The organism is Actinomycetospora aeridis, assembly GCF_037400275.1.
GTDB lineage: Bacteria > Actinomycetota > Actinomycetes > Mycobacteriales > Pseudonocardiaceae > Actinomycetospora > Actinomycetospora aeridis.
This window is the reverse complement of the sequence record NZ_JBBEGL010000005.1, coordinates 482462-505597: the sequence shown is the minus strand read 5'-3', so window position 1 is coordinate 505597 and position 23136 is coordinate 482462. Positions and strand designations below refer to the sequence as shown.

Genomic DNA, 23136 nt, shown 5'->3' with positions numbered 1-23136 from the left:
CAGGACCGACGCCCGCACCCGACCTCAGGAGAATGCGCCGGCGTAGGCGTTCAGTGCGGGCTGGCCGCCGAGGTGGGCGTAGAGCACCGTCGAGTCCTTGCCGATCTCGCCCTGCCGCACGAGGTCGATCAGCCCCGCCATCGACTTCCCCTCGTACACCGGGTCGATGATCATGCCCTCGAGCTCCGCCGTCAGCCGGATCGCGTCGATCGTCGACGCCACCGGGATGCCGTAGAGGTCGCCGGCCCAGCCTTCGAGCACGGTGATCTCGTCGTCGCGCAGCTCGCGCCCGAGACCGATCTGCTGTGCGGTGTGACGCGCGATCCGTTCCACCTGGTCGCGGGTCTTCTTCAACGTGGCCGAGGCGTCGACGCCGATCACGCGGCGGTCGGTCTCCTGGGCGGCGAAGCCGGCGATCATCCCCGCGTGGGTCGAGCCGGTGACGGTGCAGACGACGATCGTGTCGAAGAAGACCCCGAGCTCGGCCTCCTGCTGTTCCACCTCGCGGGCCCAGTTCGCGAACCCGAGGCCGCCGAGCTCGTGCTCCGACGCCCCGGCCGGGATGCCGTAGGGCGTCCCGCCGGCGGCGCGGACCTCCTCCATCGCGCGCTCCCACGAGTCGCGGATCCCGATGTCGAACCCGGCCGGGTCGAGCCGCACATCCGCGCCGAGGATGCGCGAGAGCAGGATGTTGCCGACCTTGTCGTTCACCGCGTCCGGCCAGTCCACCCACTTCTCCTGCACCAGGCGGGCCTTGAGGCCGAGCTTGGCGGCGACGGCGGCGACCTGGCGCGTGTGGTTGGACTGGTAGCCGCCGATCGACACGAGCGTGTCGGCGCCGGAGGCCAGCACGTCGGGGACGATGTACTCGAGCTTGCGGGTCTTGTTGCCGCCGTAGGCCAGCCCGGAGCTCACGTCCTCCCGCTTGGCCCAGATGTCCGCACCGCCGAGGTGTCCGGTGAGCCGGTCGAGCCGGTGGACCGGGCTCGGCCCGAACAGCAGCGGGTAGCGCGGGAAGTCATCGAGGGGCATGAGGCTCCTGTTCGGGGCTGTCGTCGGGGCTGTCGTCGGGGCGGAGGGTCAGCCAGTTCTCGCGGTTGGCCCGCGCCGCGCCCTCGGCGTCACCGGCTCGCGCCAGCTCGACGATGCGGGCGTGCTGGGCCACCGACGCGCGGCCAGTCAGCGAGCCGAAACGGGCGCGTTCCATCCGCCGCAGCAGCGGGGTGACGTCCTCGAGCACGGCGCGCAGCCGGGAGTTGGCGGCGACGTCCACGAGGACGGCGTGGAACGCGCCGTCGGCGTCGATGGCCCCCTCGATGTCCCCGCTGTCGAGGGCGTCGGCGAATCGATCGTTGGTCGTGGTCATCGCCTCGAGATCGGCGTCGCCGAGCACCGGGACGGCCTCCCGAGCGGCCAGCTCGTGCATCGCCGCGGCCACCGACTGGGCCTCGGCGGCGGCGCGCACGTCGAGGGGGCTCACGGTGGTCGAGCTGCCGGGGCGCACCGTGACCAGCCCGATCTGTTCGAGCCGGGCCACGGCCTCGCGCACCGGGGTCCGGGAGACGCCCAGCCAGGCGCACAGCTCGGCGTCGTTGAGCCGCTCCCCGGGCTCGAGCGTGCCGTCGACGATCGCCGCCCGCAGCGTCCGGAACGCCTGGTCGCGCAGCAGGCTGCGGTCGGTGCCCGCGCTGCGACACGGGATCGGCATGCGGCGTACCGTATGCGATATTTCGGTTGATCGGTAGGGCCGGTCGGCCGAGGACGCCGGTGGATCAGGGCGTCGTCGACCGCGTCCGGGTCCAGCCGAGCACGAAGGGCAGGGCCAGCGCGATGAGGCCGAACGTCGTCCACCCCGCACCGACCGCCCAGCCGAGGCCGGCGATCACGATCAGCGGGGTCAGCGCGACGCTCGCCGTCTCCACCGGCACGACCGGCAGGTAGGCGAGCCCGAAGTCCTCGAGGGTCCGGCTGTCGAGGTCCGGGTCGACCATGCGCAGCAGCGCGATCGAGGTGGCGACCGACCCCGTCGCCCACCCCCACGTGAACAGGGCCTTCTCGAACCACGCGCCGTGCATGACCCGGGGCGCCACCCACCGCACCATGGCCAGCAGGAACGCGAGGCCGACGACGAACAGGATCGTCAGCGGCAGCCAGGCGTCCGCCACGAAGCGCGGCACGATCGAGGCGATGCCGCAGACGATGAGCACGTCGGTCGACACCCCGGAGAGGCTCTTGATCGTGCGGGAGTCCGTGTAGGACCAGGCCGGCGTCCGCTCGAGGGCCGCCCGGACCAGCAGCCCGACGACGAAGGCGAGGACGAACGTCGGCAGCTCGAGGTCGATCAGCGCCGAGATCGCCTCGCCGACGCCGTACGCGGCGGCCGTGACCGCGGCGACGAGCCCGACCTGCAGGCCGAGCGGTTCGATGGCCGACGGCGAGGTCGTCCCGACGCCGATCGCAGTGCGCTCCTCCGGGTCACGGACGAGCCCCGAGCGCATCGCCTCCGGCATGTCGGTGAGCGCCCCGAGTCTGGTGTGGCCTCGCCGTGCGGCCCAGTTCGCCCAGGCGATGCCGCCGATGACGCCGGTGAGCAGGCCGATGGTCGCGGAGGTGAAGGCGAGCGAGTTCGCCTCCACCCAGCCCGCTTCCTGGAACGTCGTGCCCACCGCGGCCGCCGACCCGAACCCGCCCGCCCAGCCGGCGAAGAGCAGCAGCCCGAAGCCGTCCGGGGTGCCGAAGACGGGTCCGAGCAGCAGGAGCGCGAGGAGCATCCCGAGCCCGACCTGCAGCGTGTACATCGCCATCGAGTACGCCGAGAACGACGCCGTCCCACGCCCGAAGCCCCGCAGGCCCAGCTCGTCGCCGAGGGGCAGGCAGGCGAAGATCACGGCGATGAGCACCGACGCGTAGGTGTCGAGCTCGTCGGAGAACGGCAGGACGCCCAGGACGTTCGGACCCAGCGCGAGGCCGAGGAACCCGGCGATGACGCTGGCCGGGAGCATCAGCCGCTGGGCGAGACGCACCCAGCGCCGGATCATCGTGCCGACCAGCAGCAGCGCGCCGATCAGCCCGGCGTCGACGAGCAGGGACCACGGCGTGTACTCCATGGCGGCCTCCGGGATCGGCGGTGCGTCTCCTGATCCTCACGGGAAGCACACGTCTCGGCCAAGTGCCGCTTTCTCGAATCATCTGTTGACCATCCGGGGCGAACCCGCCATGTCGGCCCCGGGTCGGATCGATAAGGCCCCTGCGATCCCTCCTGGATCGCTTGTTGTCTGTGCGGCAGAATCCGTCGAATGGCTGCGCAACGACATCGGCTCCGGCCGAGATTTGGAGAATTGCCGCGAACGCCACGGACCGCTCGTCGTCGCCTGACGGGTTAGTCGTAGGCCTTCGTGATCAACGCTCCGAGCGCCCTCGCGAGCTTCACGGGCACGGCGTTCCCGATCTGGCGGGCGATCGAGACCTTGGCGCCGCACCACTGGTAGTCCATCGGAAACGTCTGCAGGAGTGCCGCCTCCGCGTGCGTCAGCGGCCGCGGTTGCCGGTAGTGGAGGTACCGGCCTTTCTCCGGCTTCACGAACTCGGTTCGGATGGTCACCGAAGGCCGGTCCTTCCGGAGCCGACCCATCACATCGAGCGACCCCGACGTGTGTCCCCTCCAGCACGGAGCCTGGAGGTGGAACGGGATGTCCAGGCGGTTGCCTCCCTCGGGGATCGAGGCGATGCGGTCCCGAGAGATCTTCTCCAATCTCCTCGTGATGTGGAGATCCGAGGTCTTGAAGGCGCCGGGTAGGTCACCGGCGAAGTCGTACACACCCTGAGGAAGGGCGATCCGGTCCGGTGGTACGTACTCGGGGAGCTCTGCGAGTGCGTCTCCTACTGACGGGAACCGGGCCGTCGGGTCGGATCTGACGGCGTCCAGACTCGGGAGGGGTGGACGGTCGCGATGGCGGCCGACGACCACCGCTCGCTTCCTCACCTGGGGCACGCCGAACTCCGCTGCATTGAGTACATGGGGCTGCAGTTCATAGTTCCGCAGGGGCCCGTCCTCGACGGCGCTCTGTAGGAGGCCCCACTCGTGTGAGCGATAGAATGCGGCGACGTTCTCGATCAGGAAGTAGTCGGGCTGGATTTTCTCGACAGTTCGCGCATACTCTCTCCACAGTCGGTTGCGTCCGTCCATCGGGTCCCTCTTACCGAGGTTGGAGAAGCCCTGGCAAGGAGGCCCACCGACGACGACGTCGGCGTCGGGAATGTCTCGAGGGAGCCACTCCTCGATCTTCGTGTGGAAGAGGTGATCACGTCCGAAATTGGCTGCATATGTCGCCGCTGCTGCGCGATCGGCCTCGACAGACGCTACGACGTCGTACGTGTGCGTAATCGAAGCGTCGTGATTGATGTCGAGAAATCCGCGGGTGAGACCTCCGCACCCCGCGAACAGGTCGACCAGAGCCAGGCGTGCCACGGTGATAATTTAGCCGGACCCACCGACACCGCCCGGGACGCGGGGCCGTTCGAGTGAGAGCACCGCACGCAGCGCTGGACGACGCCCCGGCGCAGGAGCAGGAAGGGCGAGGCGTGCCCGAAGACCGTCCACGGCCGTCGAGCCCTGGCGTCTCCGCGAGGATGAGCAGGGCGCGTCGTCGAGACACCCAGCCCGAGATGCTCATCCGCCGCGAGGCTCACCGCCGCGGGCTTCGCTACCGCGTCGACACGCCGCTACCGGGGCTCCCGCGCCGGCGCGCGGACATGGTGTTCTCGGGCTGCCGCGTGGCGGTGTTCGTCGACGGTTGTTTCTGGCACTCCTGTCCCGACCACACCACGATCCCGCGGGCGAACCGTGAGTGGTGGGTGCACAAGCTCGATGTGAACCGAGCCCGCGATCGTGAGACCGACACTCACCTCGAGAGCCTCGGGTGGACCGTCCTGCGTTTCTGGGAGCACGAGGACCCCAAACTTGCCGTGGACCGCCTGGAATGCGTCGTTCGGCGGCGTCAGGACCGGTCGGACGACCCGGTCGCGCGACCGTAACCACCACGCTTGCGCAGTTCGAGAACTGTGACTTCGGCTTCCGATCGGATCGTGTCGCGGAGTTCGCCGTCGTCGAGCGTGTCGAACTCCACCACAGCCGCCACACGGAGCAACCGCTTGAGGAGATCCCGTAGCACGAGTCGCGCGGGAAGATCGTGCCGGTCGACGCTCGGCCAGGTGTCGGCGATGGTCCGGATCAGGGTTCGGCTGCCGCCGAGCAGCGCCCTGCGTGCGTAGATTTGGTCGAAGTCGGCCTCGCCGAACGTGTTCAACAATCGGTAGCGATCAGGAACGGTCTCGGGCAGGACGAGGAGGTGGGCGCGCCACCAGAGTCGACCCCATACGTGTCGGGTGATGTCGGTGGCGAGAATCCGATCGACCGGTGGGTCTGGAAATCTCCAGTAGGAGACGTCCGGGGTGACCACCAGGGCCAGAAACGCCCAGATAGGTCGCACCGCGGCCTCAGCCGCGACCAGACCACAGCGCTCGTGCAGGAGTCGGGCGATCTGCCTGTCGAAATCGGAATGGTCACGCCGTCGTCCGCCACCAGGAAATCCTTCTTCCTCAGCGGCCTCGACAATGTGTCGCCGTAGTTCTTCTAGATGCTCGGCGTGCACGCGACGGCCACCTGTTGCCGCGAAAACCGCGGACGGGTGGCTGAAGGTGTACTTGTCGCGCAGCTGCTCGACGGTCATCGTGGCGTAGCTCGTATGGAGATCGGCTGCAGCCTGGTCGAGGAGTCGCGGGTAGAGGATGCTGGTCACGATTCGGCCAGAAGTTCGGTGGCGGCCTGGACTCGGGTCGTGAAGAGGATCGGGTCGTGGGCGCGGTCGCGTCGAAGTGCTTCCAGTGAACGGTCGGGGAAGGCGTGACGTAGGACAGCAGCGAGAAGGGCGCCTATCGACCCGACCTCGTGATCGTCCTCGACGCTGAACTCTTCGTCGACCAGAGCACGTTCGACGAGGGATCGGATCACGTCGGTGCGGAGGGCGGACAGCACCCGTCGGTCGGCATCACTCGGTTCTGCAGCGGACGCCAGCGCGGATGTGACGTTATGGCGTCGTGAGTTGGCCAGTAGCAAGATCGACCCGAGCGCCTGAGCCTCCAGGTCGTGACCGAGCTCCAGGTGCCATGCCGCCCCGGTCGGGTAGGGAAGGTGCTCGAAGTCCACCACGGACAACGGAAACAACACGGCTTCACCCTGGAGAAGGATGGGATGGACGTCCCGCCACAGCACGCTCCCGAGCCGCCGGGGAGCAGCAGGTCCGGCGTTCGATCCGGCGCTCCGAAGCGTCAGGAGGGTCTCCAGGTCGAGCCGACCACCGAGTTCTCCGCCTGCGAGCTCGAAATCGATCTCGAGGTCGACGTCCTTCTCGGGCGGGACCGACGCGGTCCACGCCCGACCCCGCAGCGCCGAACTCGTCGCCGACCAGACGACGGTGATCGCCAGGTCGGCATCCGGTTCGAGCCCGCATGACCGACGAGCGCGGAGGCCGTCGACCCGGACGGGTCGGCGGAGTCGCAGTACGGAATCGTAGTCCCATCCCGGCAACTCGCTCGTGAGCTCATCGAGGCCCGAGTCCGCCACCCGCAGCCAAGGGCCGGTCGCGACGACGTCCACCGGTGGCCGGCGATAGGGGTAGGCACGACTCATGACTCTGTCGCCTCGTCGATGCGAGTGCAGGTGACCGTGATGTCGGTGATCGTGTCGGCGGCCGGCAGCACAACGAGCTCGACCTCGGACGGACTGCTGACGACGCAGATGTCGCCGGTCATCTCGCCCTCGGGAGTGGACCAAGCGAGCACGTGCGGTCGCGCGGCGCCGACGGGTGCCTCGTCCTCCCTCGAGCGCTCTCCGAGTCCGACCGACAACTTCGACTCGAGGCGGGCGCGGCCGTTCCCGATGACCGAGAACTGCTGGACCAAGACGGCTCGCCCGTCACGCTCGTGGACTGCGGGTTCGGCCACCGGAGAGACCTTGATCCGACCGCCCCCCGTTGCGGACCCGCTGTCGCCATTCGAACGGCTCCCTCGCCGACCCCGCCCCGCTCCGGCCGTTGAGATGGCGGCGGGACTGTCGGGCGGAGCGAACGCTGCCGCGACGATCCCGCCGAGGAAGGTGCTCGCGGCACCCAGCGCGACTCCACTTTCAGTTCGCGTGGTGGAGACCGTGCTGGTCCTGTAGCCGTCCAGCTGCTCTTTGATCCGCCGGAAGGTCGTGCGGATGAATGTCTGATGATGACCGCTGAGTTGCTCGTGGACCCAATTGTCATGTGTCGGTGGTTCAGCGGCCGCATACACTTCGTCGAGCTCGTCAACGGCTCGGAACACTCCCGCGTATGCTTTGTTGACCGAGCCGGTCTCGGTTTGGCGCAGGTACCTCACGACGAGTTCGGGCGAGCGCATCAGACATATGTGGTGGGGATCGCCGGGCACGCCCGCGCATTCGGCCGCAAGAGTTGCCGTATCCGGTGCCATCGGTACGACGAACTCGTGCTGCACAGCAAACCTCCCCAACTTGCGCCGCGGATTCTTGCACTCCAGCACGGTCCCGTGATCGTCCCTCTGCGCGCGATAGGCGGCGACGAACATGTCCAGCGGGTAGGTCTCGGACGGCTCCGGCACCGGTATGGCGACGCCGCCGACGGTGACCTCCGGCACGAGCCGGTTCTCTCCCCGTTCTGGCAACATGATCGGCCACAACTGCCACGCGATCGTCTCCGCGAGGTGACCCGCGACACGGTCGGGATCGTCCTCGAAGTCACCGAGTTCGGGGTCCAGAACGATCAGGGTGGTTCCGGACTCGTCATCCGCGAACGGTCGCAGACCGAGGCTGCGCGCCACCCCGTCGGCCTCCGCGCCGCGCAGTGGTTCCACGTGGTCGTTCTGCACATCTCCCCACCAGTGCCGGCCCGTGAAGGGCCGCGACTCGGCGTCGACGCGCTCCGTGCTTGTGAAGGACTCCCCGAGCGCGATGCCGATCAGGCGGGACGAGAGGCCGAGGCCCGGCTCCTCGGTGCGGGTGTAGACGAGGATCGTGCCGACCTTGGACATCCGATATAGGACGGCCTTGCCGTAGCCGTAGGTGCCACCGCCCTGCTCGGTGTCCCTCTTCTCTCCGACGTTGAGGACGAACGACACCCAGTCGCGTCGCTCGTTCGCGACCTCATCCGCCCGGGTCGGTCCCCCCAGTCCTTTCGTTCCGCGGTCGACGACACAGAGAAGACGGAGGTTCGGGGTACGGACGACACGTCCGACTCCGAGGTGCGCATCCGTACTCGTGGGCGGGCTCAGGAGGCGTTGCCAGCTCGGCCGGTGCGTTGGAGCAACCGTGGTCATCTCCAGTCGATACGTCGTGGCTTGGCCCGGTAGGCGCGCGTCCCAGGAGTTCTGGGCTGTCTCGCGTACGAACACCGTCAGGGGGTCGACCGGGGGCCGACCGAGCTGATTGCGGATGCCCTCGGACGCGATCGCGCCTGTCGGCGGGAAGGGTTGGGACCACCAGCGCGGAGTCATCACGCGTGTTCCAGGAATGCGCGAGCCGGGTCGACATCGACGGCCGCGAGGGCCGCCTGGGCACTGTCGAGATCGAGGTCGTAGTGGATCCCGTCCAGGCCTGCCAATGTGGCGTCGCCCGTGAGGCCCGGAGCCGTGATCCGAGGAAACCCGGGACCGACCTCGTACGTACGGCGCTCAACGATGTCGAAGGTATGTCGGGCATACGTCTCTCGGTCCGCGACCGAGTAGCCCGTTTCACCGAGTGCTGTCAGGAATCCCGTCTCGTCGTCGACAGCCTCGAGAATCTCGTCAACGAGTTCGGGCACCGTCTGACCGCGATCGGTCCGTAGTCGGAACCACGTCAGGAGGAGCCGGCCGGAGTCGCCTCCCTCGAGCTGGCCCAGCCCGTGGATGCGCACCGTGCGGCCCTCCGGCGAGGTGGTCGTCTTGACCTCTAGCGCGGCCGTCCCTCGATGGAAGTCCTGAGCAGTGCGCGAAGGGCCGGTCCAGAAGGCGACGCACCCCGAGTCGATCGCGACCATGGCCCGCAGAATTGTCAGCTCGCCGAACAGCCCGGCCAGTTCTGCATGCCCGAGGGTTCGACGAGCGCCGGTCAGCAGAGCTCGCCAGTCCATGAGGGTTCTGCGGAGCGCCGCGACTGCCCTATCCGGTGTCCTCGCGATACGAACCAGGATCTCGGAGCAGAGCGCTGTGAACAGCGTCTGCAATCGATCATCGGTGAGCGCCAGCGCGGCATAGGTCCGATAGCTGCCATCGCCCTCGAGCACACGCCGACGCAACGAGACGGCGTCACCGTCGACGTCTTCCCTCAACGTCTGCTTCGCGTCGATTGGAACTAGAAGGTGGCGGGCGCCGTCGCTCTGCACGGCGACGAGCACCGGACCCCGCGGCGTCGAGGTCTCGGTTCTCGCTGTTCGGAAGAGCGTGGTCGGAGGTTCGGCCTGCGCGGCGGACCAGAGCTTCTCGAGCTCCGGGCCCTCAATGCTCACTCGTCGTCCTGTTCGAGGATCCAGTCGTCCTCCTCCTCGACGGCGACGACCTTGGAGAGATCGGCGCTCCAGTACTCGACCTCGGAGTCGGCGCCCTTCGGGTCCGGGAAGACGAGGGCTACGCCCATCACAACATCCTCGGAGGGGGCGGCCAGCGCGACGCGGTTCCTGGTGCTCGGCTCAGAGCGAGGCTCGATCGGGTAGAGGAGCAACAGCCCTTCCGAGGGTCGCTGCGCCCGCCGTAGGGCGACGAGGTCCTTACGCGTCAACGAGTTCGGACGGTCGGTGTCCAGGTCCAGCGCTTCGTCGCGGCGGCTGGTCAAGGTCTTGATGTCCGCGACGCCGTCGAAGTCGCCCTCCGAGTCGTAGTTGAGGCGTGCGCGTCGGACCATTCGCACGTCGACCCCGCTACCGAGGTCGCATCGCTTGGTGTCCGCATTGGCCAGTGAGTTGCCGATGACGCCGATGCTCCAACGGCCGAGGGAGCCGTCCCTGACGCGACGTCGGATGTACTCCGTCAAACGTCCGCTCCCGCCCTCCGATGCGCGGGTGTGGAAGGAGTAGGCGTCGAGGAACGTCAGGATGTCCTCGTACGGGACCTGGGTGAACAGCGCCGATTCAGGGTGAGACGGCGCTGCGATGCCGTTTCTTGCGGCTCGCTTGACGAGGCGACGAGCGGCGCGAGCATTGCTGTCGAGCCAGTCCTTGCCCCCCGGAGTGACGTCGAAGAATCGCGACTCGACCAGCTGCCCACCGAAAGCAGCCGTGGCGCGCACTGCACTCGTCATCTTCGCCTTGGCGGTGATGCTCATCTTCGGGTGCGAGCGGAGCCGCACCGCGAAGTTCATCGGAGTGACCGCCGGGTTCATGTAGCGATTGATGTCCTGACGCATCTCCGCCTCGACGGTGGCCAGATGGCTGAACCACTGCGCGAGCTCGTCGGTCATCCAGATTCGGGGGAGGTCTCCGTAGTGGTTCCGATAGCCGAACCACCGCCCCATCTGCAGCAGGGTGTCGTAGGCGGAGACCGCGCGAACGAAGAGGCTCGAGACGAGCCCCTCCAACGTGAGTCCGCGAGAGAGGGTGTTGCCGCCTACGGCGATCGCCGTGACCGGGCCCGATTCGTAGTCGAGGCGATCGGTGCTTCGATAGTTGTCGACGACGACCTTGGTGCCTTGGACGACATCCTTCAGATGCACGAGGAGAGCGTCGAACGACACTGCGGTCTCATCGAAGTCGGCAGCGGGGACCAGCGTTGTCTCCTTCTCCCACACCGTCCGGAGTCGACCGAGGAGCGTCGCGCTGTTGGCGGCGAGGTCACGGAGGGTGCGAGACCTCAGGTCGAGGAGCGGATCCTTGAAGCGCTCGTGAGTCAAGGTGTCGGTCGTCGTGTGGACCAGCATCGTGGAGTGGGGATTGCCGCCACCCCGCGCCTTGCGTGCGGCGGTCGCCAACCAGAACCACTCCACCGCCCGTCGGAGCGAGTGCGTCATCACCGGATGGAAGTCGGCTGCCTCCTTCTTGCTGCGAGGCTTCAGCTCGTCAATCTCGTTGTCGGGTACGGACCGGATCATGTCGTAGCCGCCGTCGAGCATCGAGGCGTCCTCGCCGGGCAGCAGCTCCCGACCGAACAGCACCTCGGTGCCGTGGTAGCCGGTCGGCTGAGGCAGGTTGACGATGAAATCTCGCGGGTAGAAATCGGTCTCGTCGGCAGGATTGATAAGAAGGTTGGCGAACGGCGTAGCGGTGTAGCCGACGTACCCGACCTTGGGAAACTTGTTCATAACGTCGAACAAGAGCGGGTTGATCTTGGTCGTGGCGACAGTGGACTGGTCAGCCTCGTCGTCGATGATCAGGGTCGGACACCTGTCGAGGTACTCGCCGGCCGACGACAGCCACGTCCGGAGCTTGCGGAGCACTGCGGCGTTCTTCTTGACCACCAGGAGAAGATGTTGGTCCTTGGATGCGAAGAATGCCTTAGGATTACCGGGTGGTACGAAGTCCTGCTTGTCGGTGGTCACCTCGTGCCACTTCCCGGGGTTCGCCAGAACCAGGTCGCCCGCGAGTCGGACCTGAGTCTGACGGCGAAGGGTATTATGAATTCCAGACAGTACGATGAATAGCTTGTAGCCGCGATCTGCCGCCTTGGCCATCACGGCCGTGAAGTTGGTCGTCTTCCCGGATTGGACGAAACCGACCACCAGGCCGCGTGTTCGAAATCCGTCCTGCTTCGGATGGTCCAACAGCGATACAACTTTGGTCGACGACGCATCAACGGACGCGATGTTGGCGTCGCCGAACCCCTTCCTCTCCATCGCGGACCTGATTGCGGGCCAGTTCTTGTCCTTGGCCATGTCGGGGCCGAGGTACCAGGTCAACCTGCCGTCGCGCCAAACAGAGGGAGGTTCCTCGAGATTCCTGATGCGGATGGTTTCCGCCTCGTGCTTCTCCCGAATCCGCTTGATCATGGCTGACGGCTGCCCCATGAGCTGCAGGTCGTCCAGAGCTTCCTGTGGCGAGCTCGTGTCCGCGTACTTGAGGAAGATCTTGTAGATCTTGTCGACCTGCTCGTCCGTCACGCCGTCAGTCACCCTGCGCCCTTCGCCCACGCTGCTTCCGCGAGCGAGAGGCTACCTAGATCCACGCGCGCTCTCCGTGCTCGACCTACTCACCTGGGGATGCGCGGTTGATCGGGGTACGAAGATGCTGGTCAGAGGATCCGTGTGCGGTGTCATCTGACTGTTGCGATGGGCGTGTGCGCCCAGGTTGCTCGTGAAGCGCGACGGCGTCGGGACGACGCCAGCGACCGTCGCCTCGCTCCGCCCGTTCGGCGGGGTCAACCGCCCCGGCGTGGCCGGAGGGCTGTGGGCTCGGGTGCACGGGCTCCGGACGGGGCCGGTGTTGACCGTAGTGGGCTTCCTCGAGCCCGGCGGGTGGGGTGTCGCCGGCGGAGCTGTGCAGGAGCGGTGGTTGTACCAGTCGACCCATTCGAGGGTGCCGATCTCTGCGGCACGTCACCGTGCTCGTCGGCGTATCAGCTCGGTCTTGAACAGTCCGATGGTCGAGTCGGCGAGCGCGTTGTCCAGCGCGTCGCCCACAGTGCCCACCGGACGGTGCGACGCCGGCCTCGGCCAGGCGTTCGGTGTAGGCAGTCGAGGTGTATTGCGACCCGAACCGCTGTGCAGCATCAAGCGTCCCTGAGCCCACCACGGGGTCGGTCGGGTGCTTGTATGCTAGGCGCCGCCCCAACTGTAGACCTTATTACGTGCGAGTGGTCAGCATCCGACCGAACCAGCGAGCGCCCTCGCGGTAAGCATTTCGAGCTGACTCGTGTAGCAGCATCGTCAGGTGGGCTCGGGCGCGAGTACAGGCGACATAGGCGTGTCGTCGGTCGGTCGGGGTGTCGAGCGAGTTGATCTCCGCCACCACCACCGCGTCGGCCTCCAGCCCTTTGAATTCCTCTGCGGTGGCCACGGTGACGGCGTCGCCATGCCCGGATGACAGCCGTCGGACGGGGACGCCTGACGTAGCCCTGAAAGCACCCACTGCGCGCGCCGGAAGGGGGTGCCTCGTCAGCACCGCAATTCGGCCCGGAGGTAGCGACTCGGTCAGGCCTCGGACCTCTTCCGCGAGAATTTGGAGGTGCTCCTCCGCGGTGCTCCACCACCGCGCAACGACCTCGGGTCCCGGGACGGGCGCCTCAACGTCGAGCTGCGTCCTAGTCAGGATCGACGTCGCGACTGCGATCTGCTGTGTGTTCCGGCAGTTCAGAGTGAGCTTGAGACGAACGGCAGAGTCTGGCAGGGCACTGGTCAGGTCCAGGGGTAGACCGATGAGATCCTGCTCGGGATCGTAGAAGAGCCGCCAGGTTCCCGAGTCCCGGCCGCCGTCGGCGTACCTCTTGACGAGTTCTACCCAGGCCACTCCGATGTCCTGTGTCTCGTCGACGACGACGGCGTCGTACTTGTCGAGCCGGACGCCGTCGGCCTGGCCAGAGACCGGATCGTAGGCGCCGACCTCGACGTCGGCGCCTACGGCCCGAGCGAGGTGGCCAGCCAGAACGGGACTGCTGCAGGTGAGGAGGACGCGCCGTCCGCCCGCCGCGAGGCGTTGTGCCTCGGCCTGCGCGAGCAGTGTCTTGCCGGTGCCCGCGCGGCCGGCCACCGCGAGGCGGGGGAGATCTGTCGCGGCGCGGAGCACCCGCCCCTGCTCTTGGGTGAGTCGGGTGAGCTCCTGCTCGATGTCCTCGGCGACCAGCGACAGGGCTGGTCGGAGGTCGAGGTCGCCTCGGAGGGCCTCGACCACCGCGGCGGTGTCGTCAGTCGAGAGGGGACCGGTATTACCCGTCCGCCCGGCCCAGTACCGACACCATCTCGTGAGGACGCCGGATGGAGCGGACCACGCCGAACTTGCGTCGAGGAGCACGTTGCGGGTGGCGTCCGACGGCTGACCGCCGAGGGTGACGTCAGGGAGCAACACCGCATATCCGGAGCACTGCGAACGGCCGAGGGCACCGCTGTCGAGCAGCACCCTCCGGATGGCGCCGTGCGCCCCTCCGGCCTGGTCGAACGGCCCCTCGCGCCGCCGCGTGGTCCTTCCAGTCCGATCGGTGAACTCCCAGACCCCCTGCCGGCGCGCGACCCGTCCGCCCTTTACCTCGAGAACCAGAACTCCGGGCGGTCCGACGACGACCGCATCGACCTCGGCCCATTGCTTGAACGGATGGTTCAGCACCCCGAGGGAATGAATCACGGTCCACTCTGGTCCGAGCCGTTCGAGCCATCGGAGCACGCGGTTCTCAGCCGGGCTTCGACCGGAGACCACACGCAGGGGCGGAACGAACCACGCCATCAGCGCCGGGCCAACAGCTCGGAGAAGTACCCTCCCTCGGGCTCCTCGGGGGTGCCGATCAGTGTCGCGCGGTCTAGGAAAGTGTTGTTGCGCTCGCAGCTGGTCTCGGGGATGAGCAGGCAGGCGTGGCAGGCGGCCAGGTTGAGCGCGTCGGCCCCGGAGCCGACCGACTCGACGCAGACCGGATCGGACGAACACCATGAGAGGCGGGCCAGCGCGCCGAGAACGGCGTGGGCGAGTCGGTCCTTGTCGGCGTGCGCGGCAACTCCGCCCAGACTTCCCGCCGCGTCGGACGTGGCCGTGTAGATCAGGATCCCCGCCATGTCTTCGCCGCAGTAGACGCGTTCCCGCAACGACGCCGACGGATAGCCTGCGTCAAGGCTGAGCTGTTCGATCAGCGCGTGGGCCAACGAGTGCAGAAGCAGATCCCGAACCTCGACGCGGGGCCATTGAGCGAGACGCTGGTCCTGGGAACGCCGATCGAGTGTGGCTTGCAGTAGGGCCGCCCGTGCACGCGCGAAGTCGCACTGCTCCCACTCACGGAGCCGCTCCACATCGAGCGTGAGGAAGACCCCTTCGCCAAGGACGTCGACTGCGGGCAGCCATGACGTGCCGTCTCGACGAAGGTGCGCGACGTGGTCCGCTGGAGTCTCGTGCGAGATGGGGAGGACCCTGGTGAAGCCGGAGAGGGCACGGACCTCCCGGAGCCGCGACACCCGCGATGTCTGCCCGAGGTAGGGGGAGAGCTCAGGATCGATCTCGGCTGGCTCGCAGACAAAATCCTGACCCTTGCCGCCACCTTCCGGCCTGCCGACGAGAAGCGCCTTGTACTCGGCCGGCAAGAGGTCCTGATCCGGCTCGTCTTCGCCAAGGGCCGCTCGACGGTGCAGCACCGCCTCGGTCAGCTCGTCGATGGTGAAGGGATGACGAGGCAGCACCATTCCCGACAAGGTGTCCCGGAGCGAATCCTCCGGCACGGCCGACAGAACGGGCCAGTGCCGATCGAGCAGCCTGTGGACCCCTTCGGACCACGGCGGGATCGAGATCGCTGATCTGACGACCGGGAACCAGACGTTGGAGGAACCGCGCTGGAGCGTGCGAGGAGTCTCGGTGCAGTCCTCACGAGAGTCCGCTCCGAGCCAGGGCCTTCGGCCGCTGCAGCTTCGCAGGTTGCGGAAGGCATCGGCCGCGAACGCGCCCTCCATGCTGACCGGGGTCGTGCCACAGCTGCAGGAGAGCCTGATGTCCCCGAGCGAGGAGCTGCGCCCCTGTGCGTCGAGGTGGAGCTGATGGCCGCTCTCGCGGATGCCGTCGAACGACCCGTGCAGCCACAGGTGGTAGGGGAACTCGTCGATGTGTCCACGACCGCAGCAGAGTACGAAGCGGGACGGCACCAGTTCGGCGACACAGGTCCGGCACTCGTTCTCGTTCCAGGCGCAGAACGTCCACACCGGACCGAGGCGTCGGCAGACCGGACAGAAGTGGATCTCCGGGAACCGGATTACCGGGACGTCTCGTCCCTTCGACTCGCCAGCGGGCGGTTGTCGGAACCCGGGCACCCGTAGCGCTCGCGCCAACCGGGGTTCGTTCACGTCCGGGCCGCCGTCGGGCCAATCATCGAGCCCCATCACCATGAAGCTCGCGTTCTGGGCGGGGAAGAGGGACCCGACCCCGTAGGTGGTCACCACCTGGGATCGGCGTGCGTCGGGCGTCCGGATCTGGCTCATGGTGTCTTCCGGTCGGCGTGCGGGATGAGGAAGAGCGACGACGTGGCGTCCACGTCCCGCAGGCTGGTCAGCGTCGGCCACGGTGCTTCGTCCGTGCCCGCGGTGATGTCCGGGTCGGTGAGTGCCTCGCCGGCGTTGACGAGGAGCGAGTCCTGGCTGTTGCGTGCACTGCGCGCGGAGCTCGGGGGCATCGGTGTGCCGTACCGCAGGGGCCTGCGCGCGGACGACTCGTCGATCCAGGTGTCCATCAGACGGCGCAGCTGCTCGGCCGTGTTGTCGGCGGCGTCCTCGTCCGTGCGTCGGGCTCGCTCGACGATCGCGTCGGTGATGACGTCGAGCTCCCTCTCGAAGTCGACCACATTGCCTGCACCGCCGTCGGGGGCCGCCCGCCGGTCGAGCAGCCTCGCCGTCGCGACGAGCACACCGTGCAGGCCGCGGTCACGCGCGCGCGCAGCGTACGGCGTGGCGCTCGTGGCCTCGACCTGCCGATAGAGGGCTTGGTGATATGGGAGGAAGTCCTCGTAGTGCGAGCGGTCCCGCGATCGGGCGCTGTTGTACATCGTGACGACGAGCCCGGGGAACTTGCGACCGACACGGCTGGTCGCCTGGATGTACTCGGCGGTGGCCTGGGGCTGTCCCATCACGGCCATGAGACCGAGGCGGTCGATGTCGACGCCCACGGAGATCATGTTGGTCGCGAGGACGACGTCCGGCGAGTCCTCGTCGGGAAGGGACGTGCCGAGACGGTCGAGATGCTCGGGGATGTCCGACGACGTCGTGCGGCTGGTCAGTTCCATCGGCGTCGCTACCTCGCGCGGCTCCACACCTGCGCGCCTGGCGATCAGCTTGAGCCGGTCGGGAACGTCGTCGGTGACCTGCATGTATGCCCCGCCGAGGACTCGGAGGCTGTTGAAGTATCCGACGAGACTCCAGTACGGGTCACGGGCTGGCTCGTCACCCGGCACCTTGTGGGCGGCTTGGAGAAGTGCCGCGTAGGTGCGAACCATAAGTGTGGTCTGGCTCGTTCCCGGTGCCATGACCCCGACGTACTGACGAGTTCCCTTCTCCTCACGAGGCGCGTCCTCGGAAAAGAACGTATCGCCCGCGATCAAACCGGACGGCGGGAACTGCGCGGCGTTGCGGTCGAAGACCGCGCGCATCTGCGCGCTGGCGCGCCGGATCGTCGCGGTAGAGGCGACGACCTTGGGCCGGTGGTGCCGGGCGCAGGCGGCGTCGACCGCCGCTTCGTAGAGGCCCACCATCGTGCCCAGGGGCCCGGAGATGAGGTGTAGCTCGTCCTGGACGACGAGGTCGGGCGGGAGGCCGCGGCCGTCGGTCGAGAAGATGTTGCCCGCCTGTTCCCGCCAGGCGAGCATCGCGAACTTGTCCACGGTGCCGATGAGCAGGGATGGCCGGGCCCGGTAGACGTCCTCGTCCACGAGGTGGATGGGGAGACCGCTCGCGAACGCGCAGTCCCGGTCGCGGCAGGAGAGCGCCAGCTCCTGTACTCCGGCTGTACGTCGGACCTCGTAGTCGGCGTGGTCGAGGTACGTCCCGCACCATGGGCACCGGGTGAGCTGGACGGGGTTGCCGTCCTCGCCGCTCTCGCCGGTGCGGCGGATCTTGCTGAGGGCTCTTCGTGCCTCGTCGACGGTGTTCGGGGGCGCGCCCTTCCCGACCCAGAGACCGAGATCGATCGAGGGCGTTGCCTTGAGGTCGGTTTGTTCGCCGCGGAGCTTTTCCAGCGCACAGATCAGTGAGGCCGCGCGCTCGAACTGCTGGATCGTCAGCAGGCGCAGGGTGTAGCGCATCAGGACGCAGACGCCCGCCGCAGAGGGGTCGCGGAGCCGGCGGAGGAGCACGGTAAAGGCGATGAGGCCGAGGTATGCCTCGGTCTTCCCCCCGCCCGTCGGGAACCACAGCAGGTCTGCGGTCTCCCGGTCCTCGTGTTCGGGCTCGGCGATGCCGCGCAGGGACAGCAGGACGAACGCGATCTGGAACGGCCGCCAGTTCTGCGCGCACTCGGTGGGCGTGCCGCCGGTGTGTCCGCCGCGGATCCAGTCCTGGCGGTCACGCTGCTCCTGCATGGCGCTGTTCATCAGGCGGAAGGCGCGCATTGCGTCGGCGTGTTCGGCCAGCAGGTCGATGCCCGACTCGATTCGGTCTGCGGCCGCGTCCGCGTCGGCGAGATGTCGTTGCGCTGTCGCCTGGAGCGCGGGGCTGAGCAGCGGGGACGCGGCTTCTGCGTGCTTGTCGACGATCCACGCCCGGTATGCGGTGACCAGGCCGCGAAGACTGCCGAGGATCTCGTCGTCGGTCCCACGCGAGAGCGTCGTCATCCGGAGGTTGACGTCGTCGATCGTCGTCGGGCGGGCCAGCTGCAGCTCGTGCGAGGGCAGATAGGTGGTCGCGATCCGCGAGACGCGGGCTGTGTCTGTGTCCCACTCGACAGCGCACCCGTGGCCTACCGCATAGTTCCGCACGTCTCGGAAGAGGAGGTCGTACGAGCGGAGATCGTCGTCGTCCACTGCCACCGACCGCTCCCTGCGACGATCGACGAACGCGCCTCCCGGTCCTTCCACAACAACTGTGGGCTGGAAGAAGCTGTGGGCGTCGCTCGGCTCGTGTCGTTCAAGGGTTTTGGTGTTGCGGAGCACGATGGTCACCGGCACGACGCCGTCGCGTGGACTCCGCACCACGCAGTAGAGCTCAAGGTCTTCGTCGTCGACTGGAGACTTGGTGACGGCCGGGGGTACGAGCGAAAGGACGAGTGGTTCAGGCCGGATGTCTAAGCGTTGCCAGGGGTGGACATCCCGAGGGCGTCGTGCCCGGCTTCTGACGTTTTCCTCCGGCATCGGCTCGACGACCGGGAGAGCCACATAGCGTCCGGCGGATACCATCACAGTGATCGACCGAGTCACCGACAGGTCGACCGCGAACGACAGGCCCATCGAGGATGGGTGCTTCATGCGCGCGAGCGCGACGCCGGGGTCGTACCCGGAATCCGGCAGTCCGCTCGTCTCGGCCGCCTCTGGATCGTCTGGTTCGGTCTCGGTGCTCTGCGCGACCCCGGCCGGATAGAGGATCCCGGTGATGTAGCGGTCCAACGGGCCCTCGTCGAGCACCTCCTCGGCGGAGCTCGGTCCGAGAACGTCCAGCGCAAGTGCCTTCACGACGTTCTCGCGGAAGGTGTACTGGTCGAACAGGTCCGTCATGCGTCGCTGTTCCTCTCGAATTTCAGTCGTGCGAGTCCACTTATCCGCACGGTGAGCCAGAGGCCCCACCGGCCGACACCGAGCTGCTCTCCGACAACGGGTGGGCCCGCTGCTGTCTCGACGCCGTCCGTGAACAGGTCCTCGAGCCCCACCGGAGGTCCTGGGTGGTTGGGCCAGGCCCGGTCCAGCCGCGCGATCAGCGCTTGCGCGAAGTCTGACGACGTCCGTGCGACGGCCTGATCACCGACTGCGAGCTCGTATATCGGGTTCCGGGGATCGCACGGCGGATCGATGCGCCCCACGACCGGCTGGCCGACCGAGGAGATGGCACTCGTGCGAAGGAGGTCCTGCACACCGCGAGCTGTCTCGGGGTCCGTGCCGAATGGGCGGGCTCGCTCGGCGTCCTGCAACTGGAACTCGAATGCCGAGGTCCGCCATCCATATCCCCGGATCCAACGCCGGCGACGGAACTCGTCGACTCGAAGCCCCTTGGCCAGAGGCGGCTCCGCGGCCGTCACGACGGTCCGGGCGCGTGACAACGCCACGTAGAGGGCCCGGGCCTGTCGGTCCAGCTCCGTGCTCGTGGCCCCGTCATCGCGAGCGCTCGGGTCGTCCAGCAGCACGACGTTGTCGAACTCGAGACCCTTCGCCCGGTGGATGGTGGAGACGATCACCTGAGCGTCACCGGAGTCGACGAGCTCGACCGGTACCGCGCCGCTGGAGACGGCGCGGCTCAGCTCGACCAGGTCGAGCTCCCGCGGCGCCCGCCGCCTTCGCTCAGTGATCTTCAGCAAACGCCAGGCATCATCCGGGACCGTCACGCCGCTCGCGGAGATAAGGTCGTCGAGCATCGCCGGGGAGACGTTGCGCGAGGGGGCATCGCCCAGAACGGCCGCGACCCACGACGGGACGGAGATCTGCTCCGCCGGGCGGCGCAACCGGTGCTTGATCCCGTGCTCGAAGAGAGTGCGAGAGGCGACCATCGCCTGACCGTTGGTGTCACACAGCACCGCGGTGCGGCCTTGCCAGCGGGGGAGAACGAGCGGGAGATCCGCAAGGGTGCCGATCCATGGCAGGGACTCCACTGCGTGCCGGGCCTTGTTGTGGCGCCGCTTGCCCGACGGGGTGTCGCGCATGCGGGTCCCGAGGGACACCACACCACGCGCCTGGTTGGTCTGGGCACGGTAGTTATGTTCAAGTGCCAGATCGCGGGCTCTAAGACGGTCGCGAAGCCGGTGGAGTAGGTCCGCGCTTGTCAACGGGCTCTTCGAGCTGCCGAGCTGAAAGTCGTAGATGCCCTGGAGCGGGTCGCCCAAGACTGTGAAGCCGGCGTCGCCGGGGAGGCGGTCGAGCAGCGCGAGCACTAGCTCCCCCCGATCCCCGACCAGGTCTTGTATCTCGTCAACGACGACGTGGCGAGACAAGTCGACGGTCGGGACGTCGATCTCCCCGTCCCGTAGCAGGCGTGTCGCTTCGCGGATACGACGGTCGAACGACCAGCCTGCGGGCTCCTCTCCGGCATCGAGCAGCAGCCGGGCCGCGAAGCTGTCGAAGGTCCGAACCGCGGCCCGATCACCAGCCGGAGAGGCCAGTAGGCGGCGGCGGACGGCCGCGACGGCAGCCCTCGAGAAGCTGAGAACGAGCACGTCGTCGGACCGGTCGAGCCCTTCGGTGTCCACGAGGTGGGCGAGCCGGGCAGCGACCACCTCGGTCTTGCCCTGGCCAGCACCCGCCGTCACGATCGCGCGAGCGTCCGCTCCGGCCTCGGCCACTCGGCGCTGGGACTCGTCGAGCGTAGCCCGCTCAGCCATGCGCGTGTCCGTCCGATGGGTGCTTGAAATCGTGCAGGGAGTGGCCTTCTCCGACCTTGTCCACGCTGAGAATGAACACCTCCTCGGAGCCGCTGTCCGCAGGCTCCGGGTTCACCTCGCTCGTCGATGTGTCGGATCGGGCGTGCCGCTGATCAGACATGATCGTGCCAACCCCGCCCGCAGGCGTTGAACCGGGCATGGGATTCACCGTTGCCCGGGCGGTGTCTTCTCCTCGACACAGGCGGGAGTGATCACTGTGCGATCTTGGCATCGGCTGGTGAGACCGCCCGCAGCTCGCCGCCGACTGCGACCTCCCCGGGCGCCAGGACCGTGTACTTCGCGCCGAACACGACGCCCTTGTCGGTGAGCCGGTAGGTCGCCAGCGTCTCCAGCGGTTCGGGACCCACGCGCGCGCCGCTCTGCTGGTCGACTGTGACGACGGCGCAGCGGACCGCTTGCTTCGAGAACATCAAGCCGGCCGTCCCGAGCACGACGCGGTCCAGCTTGTCCTCGGCGTGGGCCGCGCAGCCGGTGAGGACGACGTTTGCCCGGAAGCGCTCGAGCGGGATCGGCTCGCCGCTGCGCTTCGCGGCGCGGTCGGAGAGGTCGTCAGCGGCGGCGCGGGACAGCAGGAGGAGCGAGCCGCTGTCGGCCCAGCCGGACAGGCCGGGCACCAGGCCGTCGGTGGGGCGATGGTGCTCGGGGGTGACGCCGACGAGCCGGCTCTCGGTCCCGAGCACGTCGGAGATCCAGGCGGCGGCCTCGTCGCCCTGGTCCACGGCCGGATGAGCCTTGCTGAAGATCTCGACCTGGCGTCGCGGCCCATCGTCGAGCACGTCGAACGCGCAGGCCGAGCGGCCGTCCGCGGACAGCGTCAGGCGAGAGCCGTCGAGGTGCGGCCGGATCGTCGCGAGCAGCGGGTGGCGTCGCTGCGTCTTGAACCGCCCGTCGGGTGCCACGACCATGAGCCGCCGGTCGCCGGCGAGCCCGGTCGCCGTCACCTCCCGTCGCTCCACCGCCATGCCGGCGCAGCCCTTGATCGGGTAGACGGTGAGCGACGCGACGCGAGCCACGGCCTCGTCCATGACGCCCAGCGTGTCACGTCACCACACCAGGCCCGGCGATCAGCGCCGCGGGCGTCTCGCTACCCGGGACCGCCGAGACCGAGGTCGCCCAGCGGATCGAGCGGTCGCCCGCGCCAGACCAGCTCCTGGTCGAGGAGGCGGAGGAATCTGTCGGCCAGCTCGCACCAGCGCCGGGCGGGCACGGCGGTCGTCTCCTCGAGCCGGACGCAGGCCGCGAACAGGTCCCACGCGTCGTCGCAGAGCTGCGGGACGAAGGCGTCACGCGACGGGGTCCACCGAGCGACCCGGTTCCCGCGGCGGCCGGCGCTGCGTCGCAGGACGTCGTCGAGTCGCGGGGTGCGATGGAGCGCGGGATACCGCGCGGCCCACGGCCACGGCCCGAGCGCGCCCACCAGCGCCGGGTCGAGGCCTGCCGCGGCACCGACCGCGTGTACGCCGGCGACGAGGCAGCCGACGGCGAGCCCCTCGCCGATCTCGGTCTCCTGTCGCGCTCTCGTCAGACCTGAGGGCACCGGATCATGATGGCGGTGTGCCTGACGCGCGCCGAGCGGTGGTGGCGGAGATCCGCGAGCTCCAGGCCGCCGACCAGCAGCGTCGGGACGAGCAGCCTGAGCTGGCACTCCGTGGCGCGCTGCTCGACCTCGTCACCTCGTGCGGCTTCCAGTACTACGCCGATCACTCTGTGGCCGACGATCTCCGCTTCCTCGATCGCGCCATCGAGCTCCTCGAGCATGCTCCGGCGCCCGCCGGGAGGTCCTGGTCCGGCGCCGTGGCCTGCGCGAGGCGGCTCCGGCGGGAGACGGATCCGTATCGCGCGGACACGGGTGACCTCGACGTCCTCGACGCCCTCCGGCGAGTCCTGGTCGAGGTGCCGACGGAGGTCGTGCTCGGTCGCCGCGACCATG

General features: G+C 68.1%; 17 protein-coding genes. 1 reads left to right on the top strand and 16 read right to left on the bottom strand.

The window, feature by feature from the left end:
- Positions 1-24 precede the first annotated feature (24 nt).
- The 4 genes from WCD41_RS20565 to WCD41_RS20550 form a co-directional block, all read right to left on the bottom strand.
- Positions 25-1032 (bottom strand): 1-aminocyclopropane-1-carboxylate deaminase, encoded by a 1008-nt coding sequence (locus tag WCD41_RS20565; RefSeq protein WP_337715814.1) that lies wholly within the window; start codon positions 1030-1032, stop codon positions 25-27.
- The gene (locus WCD41_RS20560; RefSeq protein WP_337715811.1) at positions 1019-1708 is read right to left on the bottom strand and encodes a GntR family transcriptional regulator; all 690 of its coding nucleotides are present in this window, start codon (positions 1706-1708) and stop codon (positions 1019-1021) included. The genes WCD41_RS20565 and WCD41_RS20560 overlap by 14 nt, the downstream gene beginning before the upstream one ends.
- Before the next feature lie 64 nt (positions 1709-1772).
- The gene (locus tag WCD41_RS20555) at positions 1773-3107 is read right to left on the bottom strand and encodes a sodium/glutamate symporter (RefSeq protein WP_337715809.1); all 1335 of its coding nucleotides are present in this window, start codon (positions 3105-3107) and stop codon (positions 1773-1775) included.
- 272 nt (positions 3108-3379) lie between these two features.
- Positions 3380-4468 (bottom strand): DNA cytosine methyltransferase, encoded by a 1089-nt coding sequence (locus WCD41_RS20550; protein ID WP_337715807.1) that lies wholly within the window; start codon positions 4466-4468, stop codon positions 3380-3382.
- Positions 4469-4629: 161 nt separating this feature from the next.
- Here WCD41_RS20550 and WCD41_RS20545 point away from each other — a divergent pair, with 161 nt between their 5' ends.
- Positions 4630-5034 carry a very short patch repair endonuclease gene (locus tag WCD41_RS20545; protein WP_337715805.1) on the top strand — a complete coding sequence of 135 codons (405 nt, stop codon included), beginning with the start codon at positions 4630-4632 and terminating at the stop codon, positions 5032-5034.
- Here the strand turns inward: WCD41_RS20545 and WCD41_RS20540 are convergent.
- The 12 genes from WCD41_RS20540 to WCD41_RS20480 all read right to left on the bottom strand — a co-directional run bounded on the left by WCD41_RS20540 (position 4998) and on the right by WCD41_RS20480 (position 23135).
- A complete protein-coding gene (locus WCD41_RS20540; RefSeq protein WP_337715803.1) occupies positions 4998-5798 on the bottom strand; it encodes a DUF6339 family protein in 801 nt (266 codons plus the stop codon). The genes WCD41_RS20545 and WCD41_RS20540 overlap by 37 nt on opposite strands.
- Entirely contained in the window at positions 5795-6655 is an 861-nt protein-coding gene (locus WCD41_RS20535; RefSeq protein WP_337715800.1) for a hypothetical protein, read from the bottom strand. The genes WCD41_RS20540 and WCD41_RS20535 overlap by 4 nt, the downstream gene beginning before the upstream one ends.
- Positions 6656-6684: 29 nt before the next feature.
- Positions 6685-8175: a hypothetical protein gene (locus WCD41_RS20530; RefSeq protein WP_337715798.1), complete on the bottom strand. Its 1491-nt coding sequence runs from the start codon at positions 8173-8175 to the stop codon at positions 6685-6687.
- Positions 8176-8549: 374 nt separating this feature from the next.
- Positions 8550-9542 (bottom strand): PD-(D/E)XK motif protein, encoded by a 993-nt coding sequence (locus WCD41_RS20525; protein ID WP_337715796.1) that lies wholly within the window; start codon positions 9540-9542, stop codon positions 8550-8552.
- Entirely contained in the window at positions 9539-12121 is a 2583-nt protein-coding gene (locus WCD41_RS20520) for a Z1 domain-containing protein (protein WP_337715794.1), read from the bottom strand. The genes WCD41_RS20525 and WCD41_RS20520 overlap by 4 nt, the downstream gene beginning before the upstream one ends.
- A gap of 682 nt (positions 12122-12803) precedes the next feature.
- Entirely contained in the window at positions 12804-14333 is a 1530-nt protein-coding gene (locus tag WCD41_RS20510) for an ATP-binding domain-containing protein (RefSeq protein WP_337715792.1), read from the bottom strand.
- A 59-nt stretch (positions 14334-14392) separates the two neighbouring features.
- On the bottom strand, positions 14393-16120 hold the full coding sequence (gene drmB / locus WCD41_RS20505) for a DrmB family protein (RefSeq protein ID WP_337715790.1): 1728 nt from the start codon (positions 16118-16120) through the stop codon (positions 14393-14395).
- Entirely contained in the window at positions 16117-19335 is a 3219-nt protein-coding gene (locus WCD41_RS20500; RefSeq protein WP_337715788.1) for a helicase-related protein, read from the bottom strand. The genes drmB and WCD41_RS20500 overlap by 4 nt, the downstream gene beginning before the upstream one ends.
- Complete coding sequence (locus tag WCD41_RS20495) at positions 19332-21146, bottom strand: UvrD-helicase domain-containing protein (RefSeq protein ID WP_337715786.1); 1815 nt, start codon at positions 21144-21146, stop codon at positions 19332-19334. The genes WCD41_RS20500 and WCD41_RS20495 overlap by 4 nt, the downstream gene beginning before the upstream one ends.
- A gap of 251 nt (positions 21147-21397) precedes the next feature.
- Complete coding sequence (locus WCD41_RS20490; protein WP_337715783.1) at positions 21398-22231, bottom strand: MOSC domain-containing protein; 834 nt, start codon at positions 22229-22231, stop codon at positions 21398-21400.
- Between the two features lie 59 nt (positions 22232-22290).
- Positions 22291-22743 carry a hypothetical protein gene (locus WCD41_RS20485; RefSeq protein ID WP_337715781.1) on the bottom strand — a complete coding sequence of 151 codons (453 nt, stop codon included), beginning with the start codon at positions 22741-22743 and terminating at the stop codon, positions 22291-22293.
- Positions 22728-23135, bottom strand: coding sequence for a hypothetical protein (locus WCD41_RS20480; protein WP_337715779.1), 408 nt, complete (start codon positions 23133-23135; stop codon positions 22728-22730). The genes WCD41_RS20485 and WCD41_RS20480 overlap by 16 nt, the downstream gene beginning before the upstream one ends.
- Position 23136: the final 1 nt, after the last annotated feature.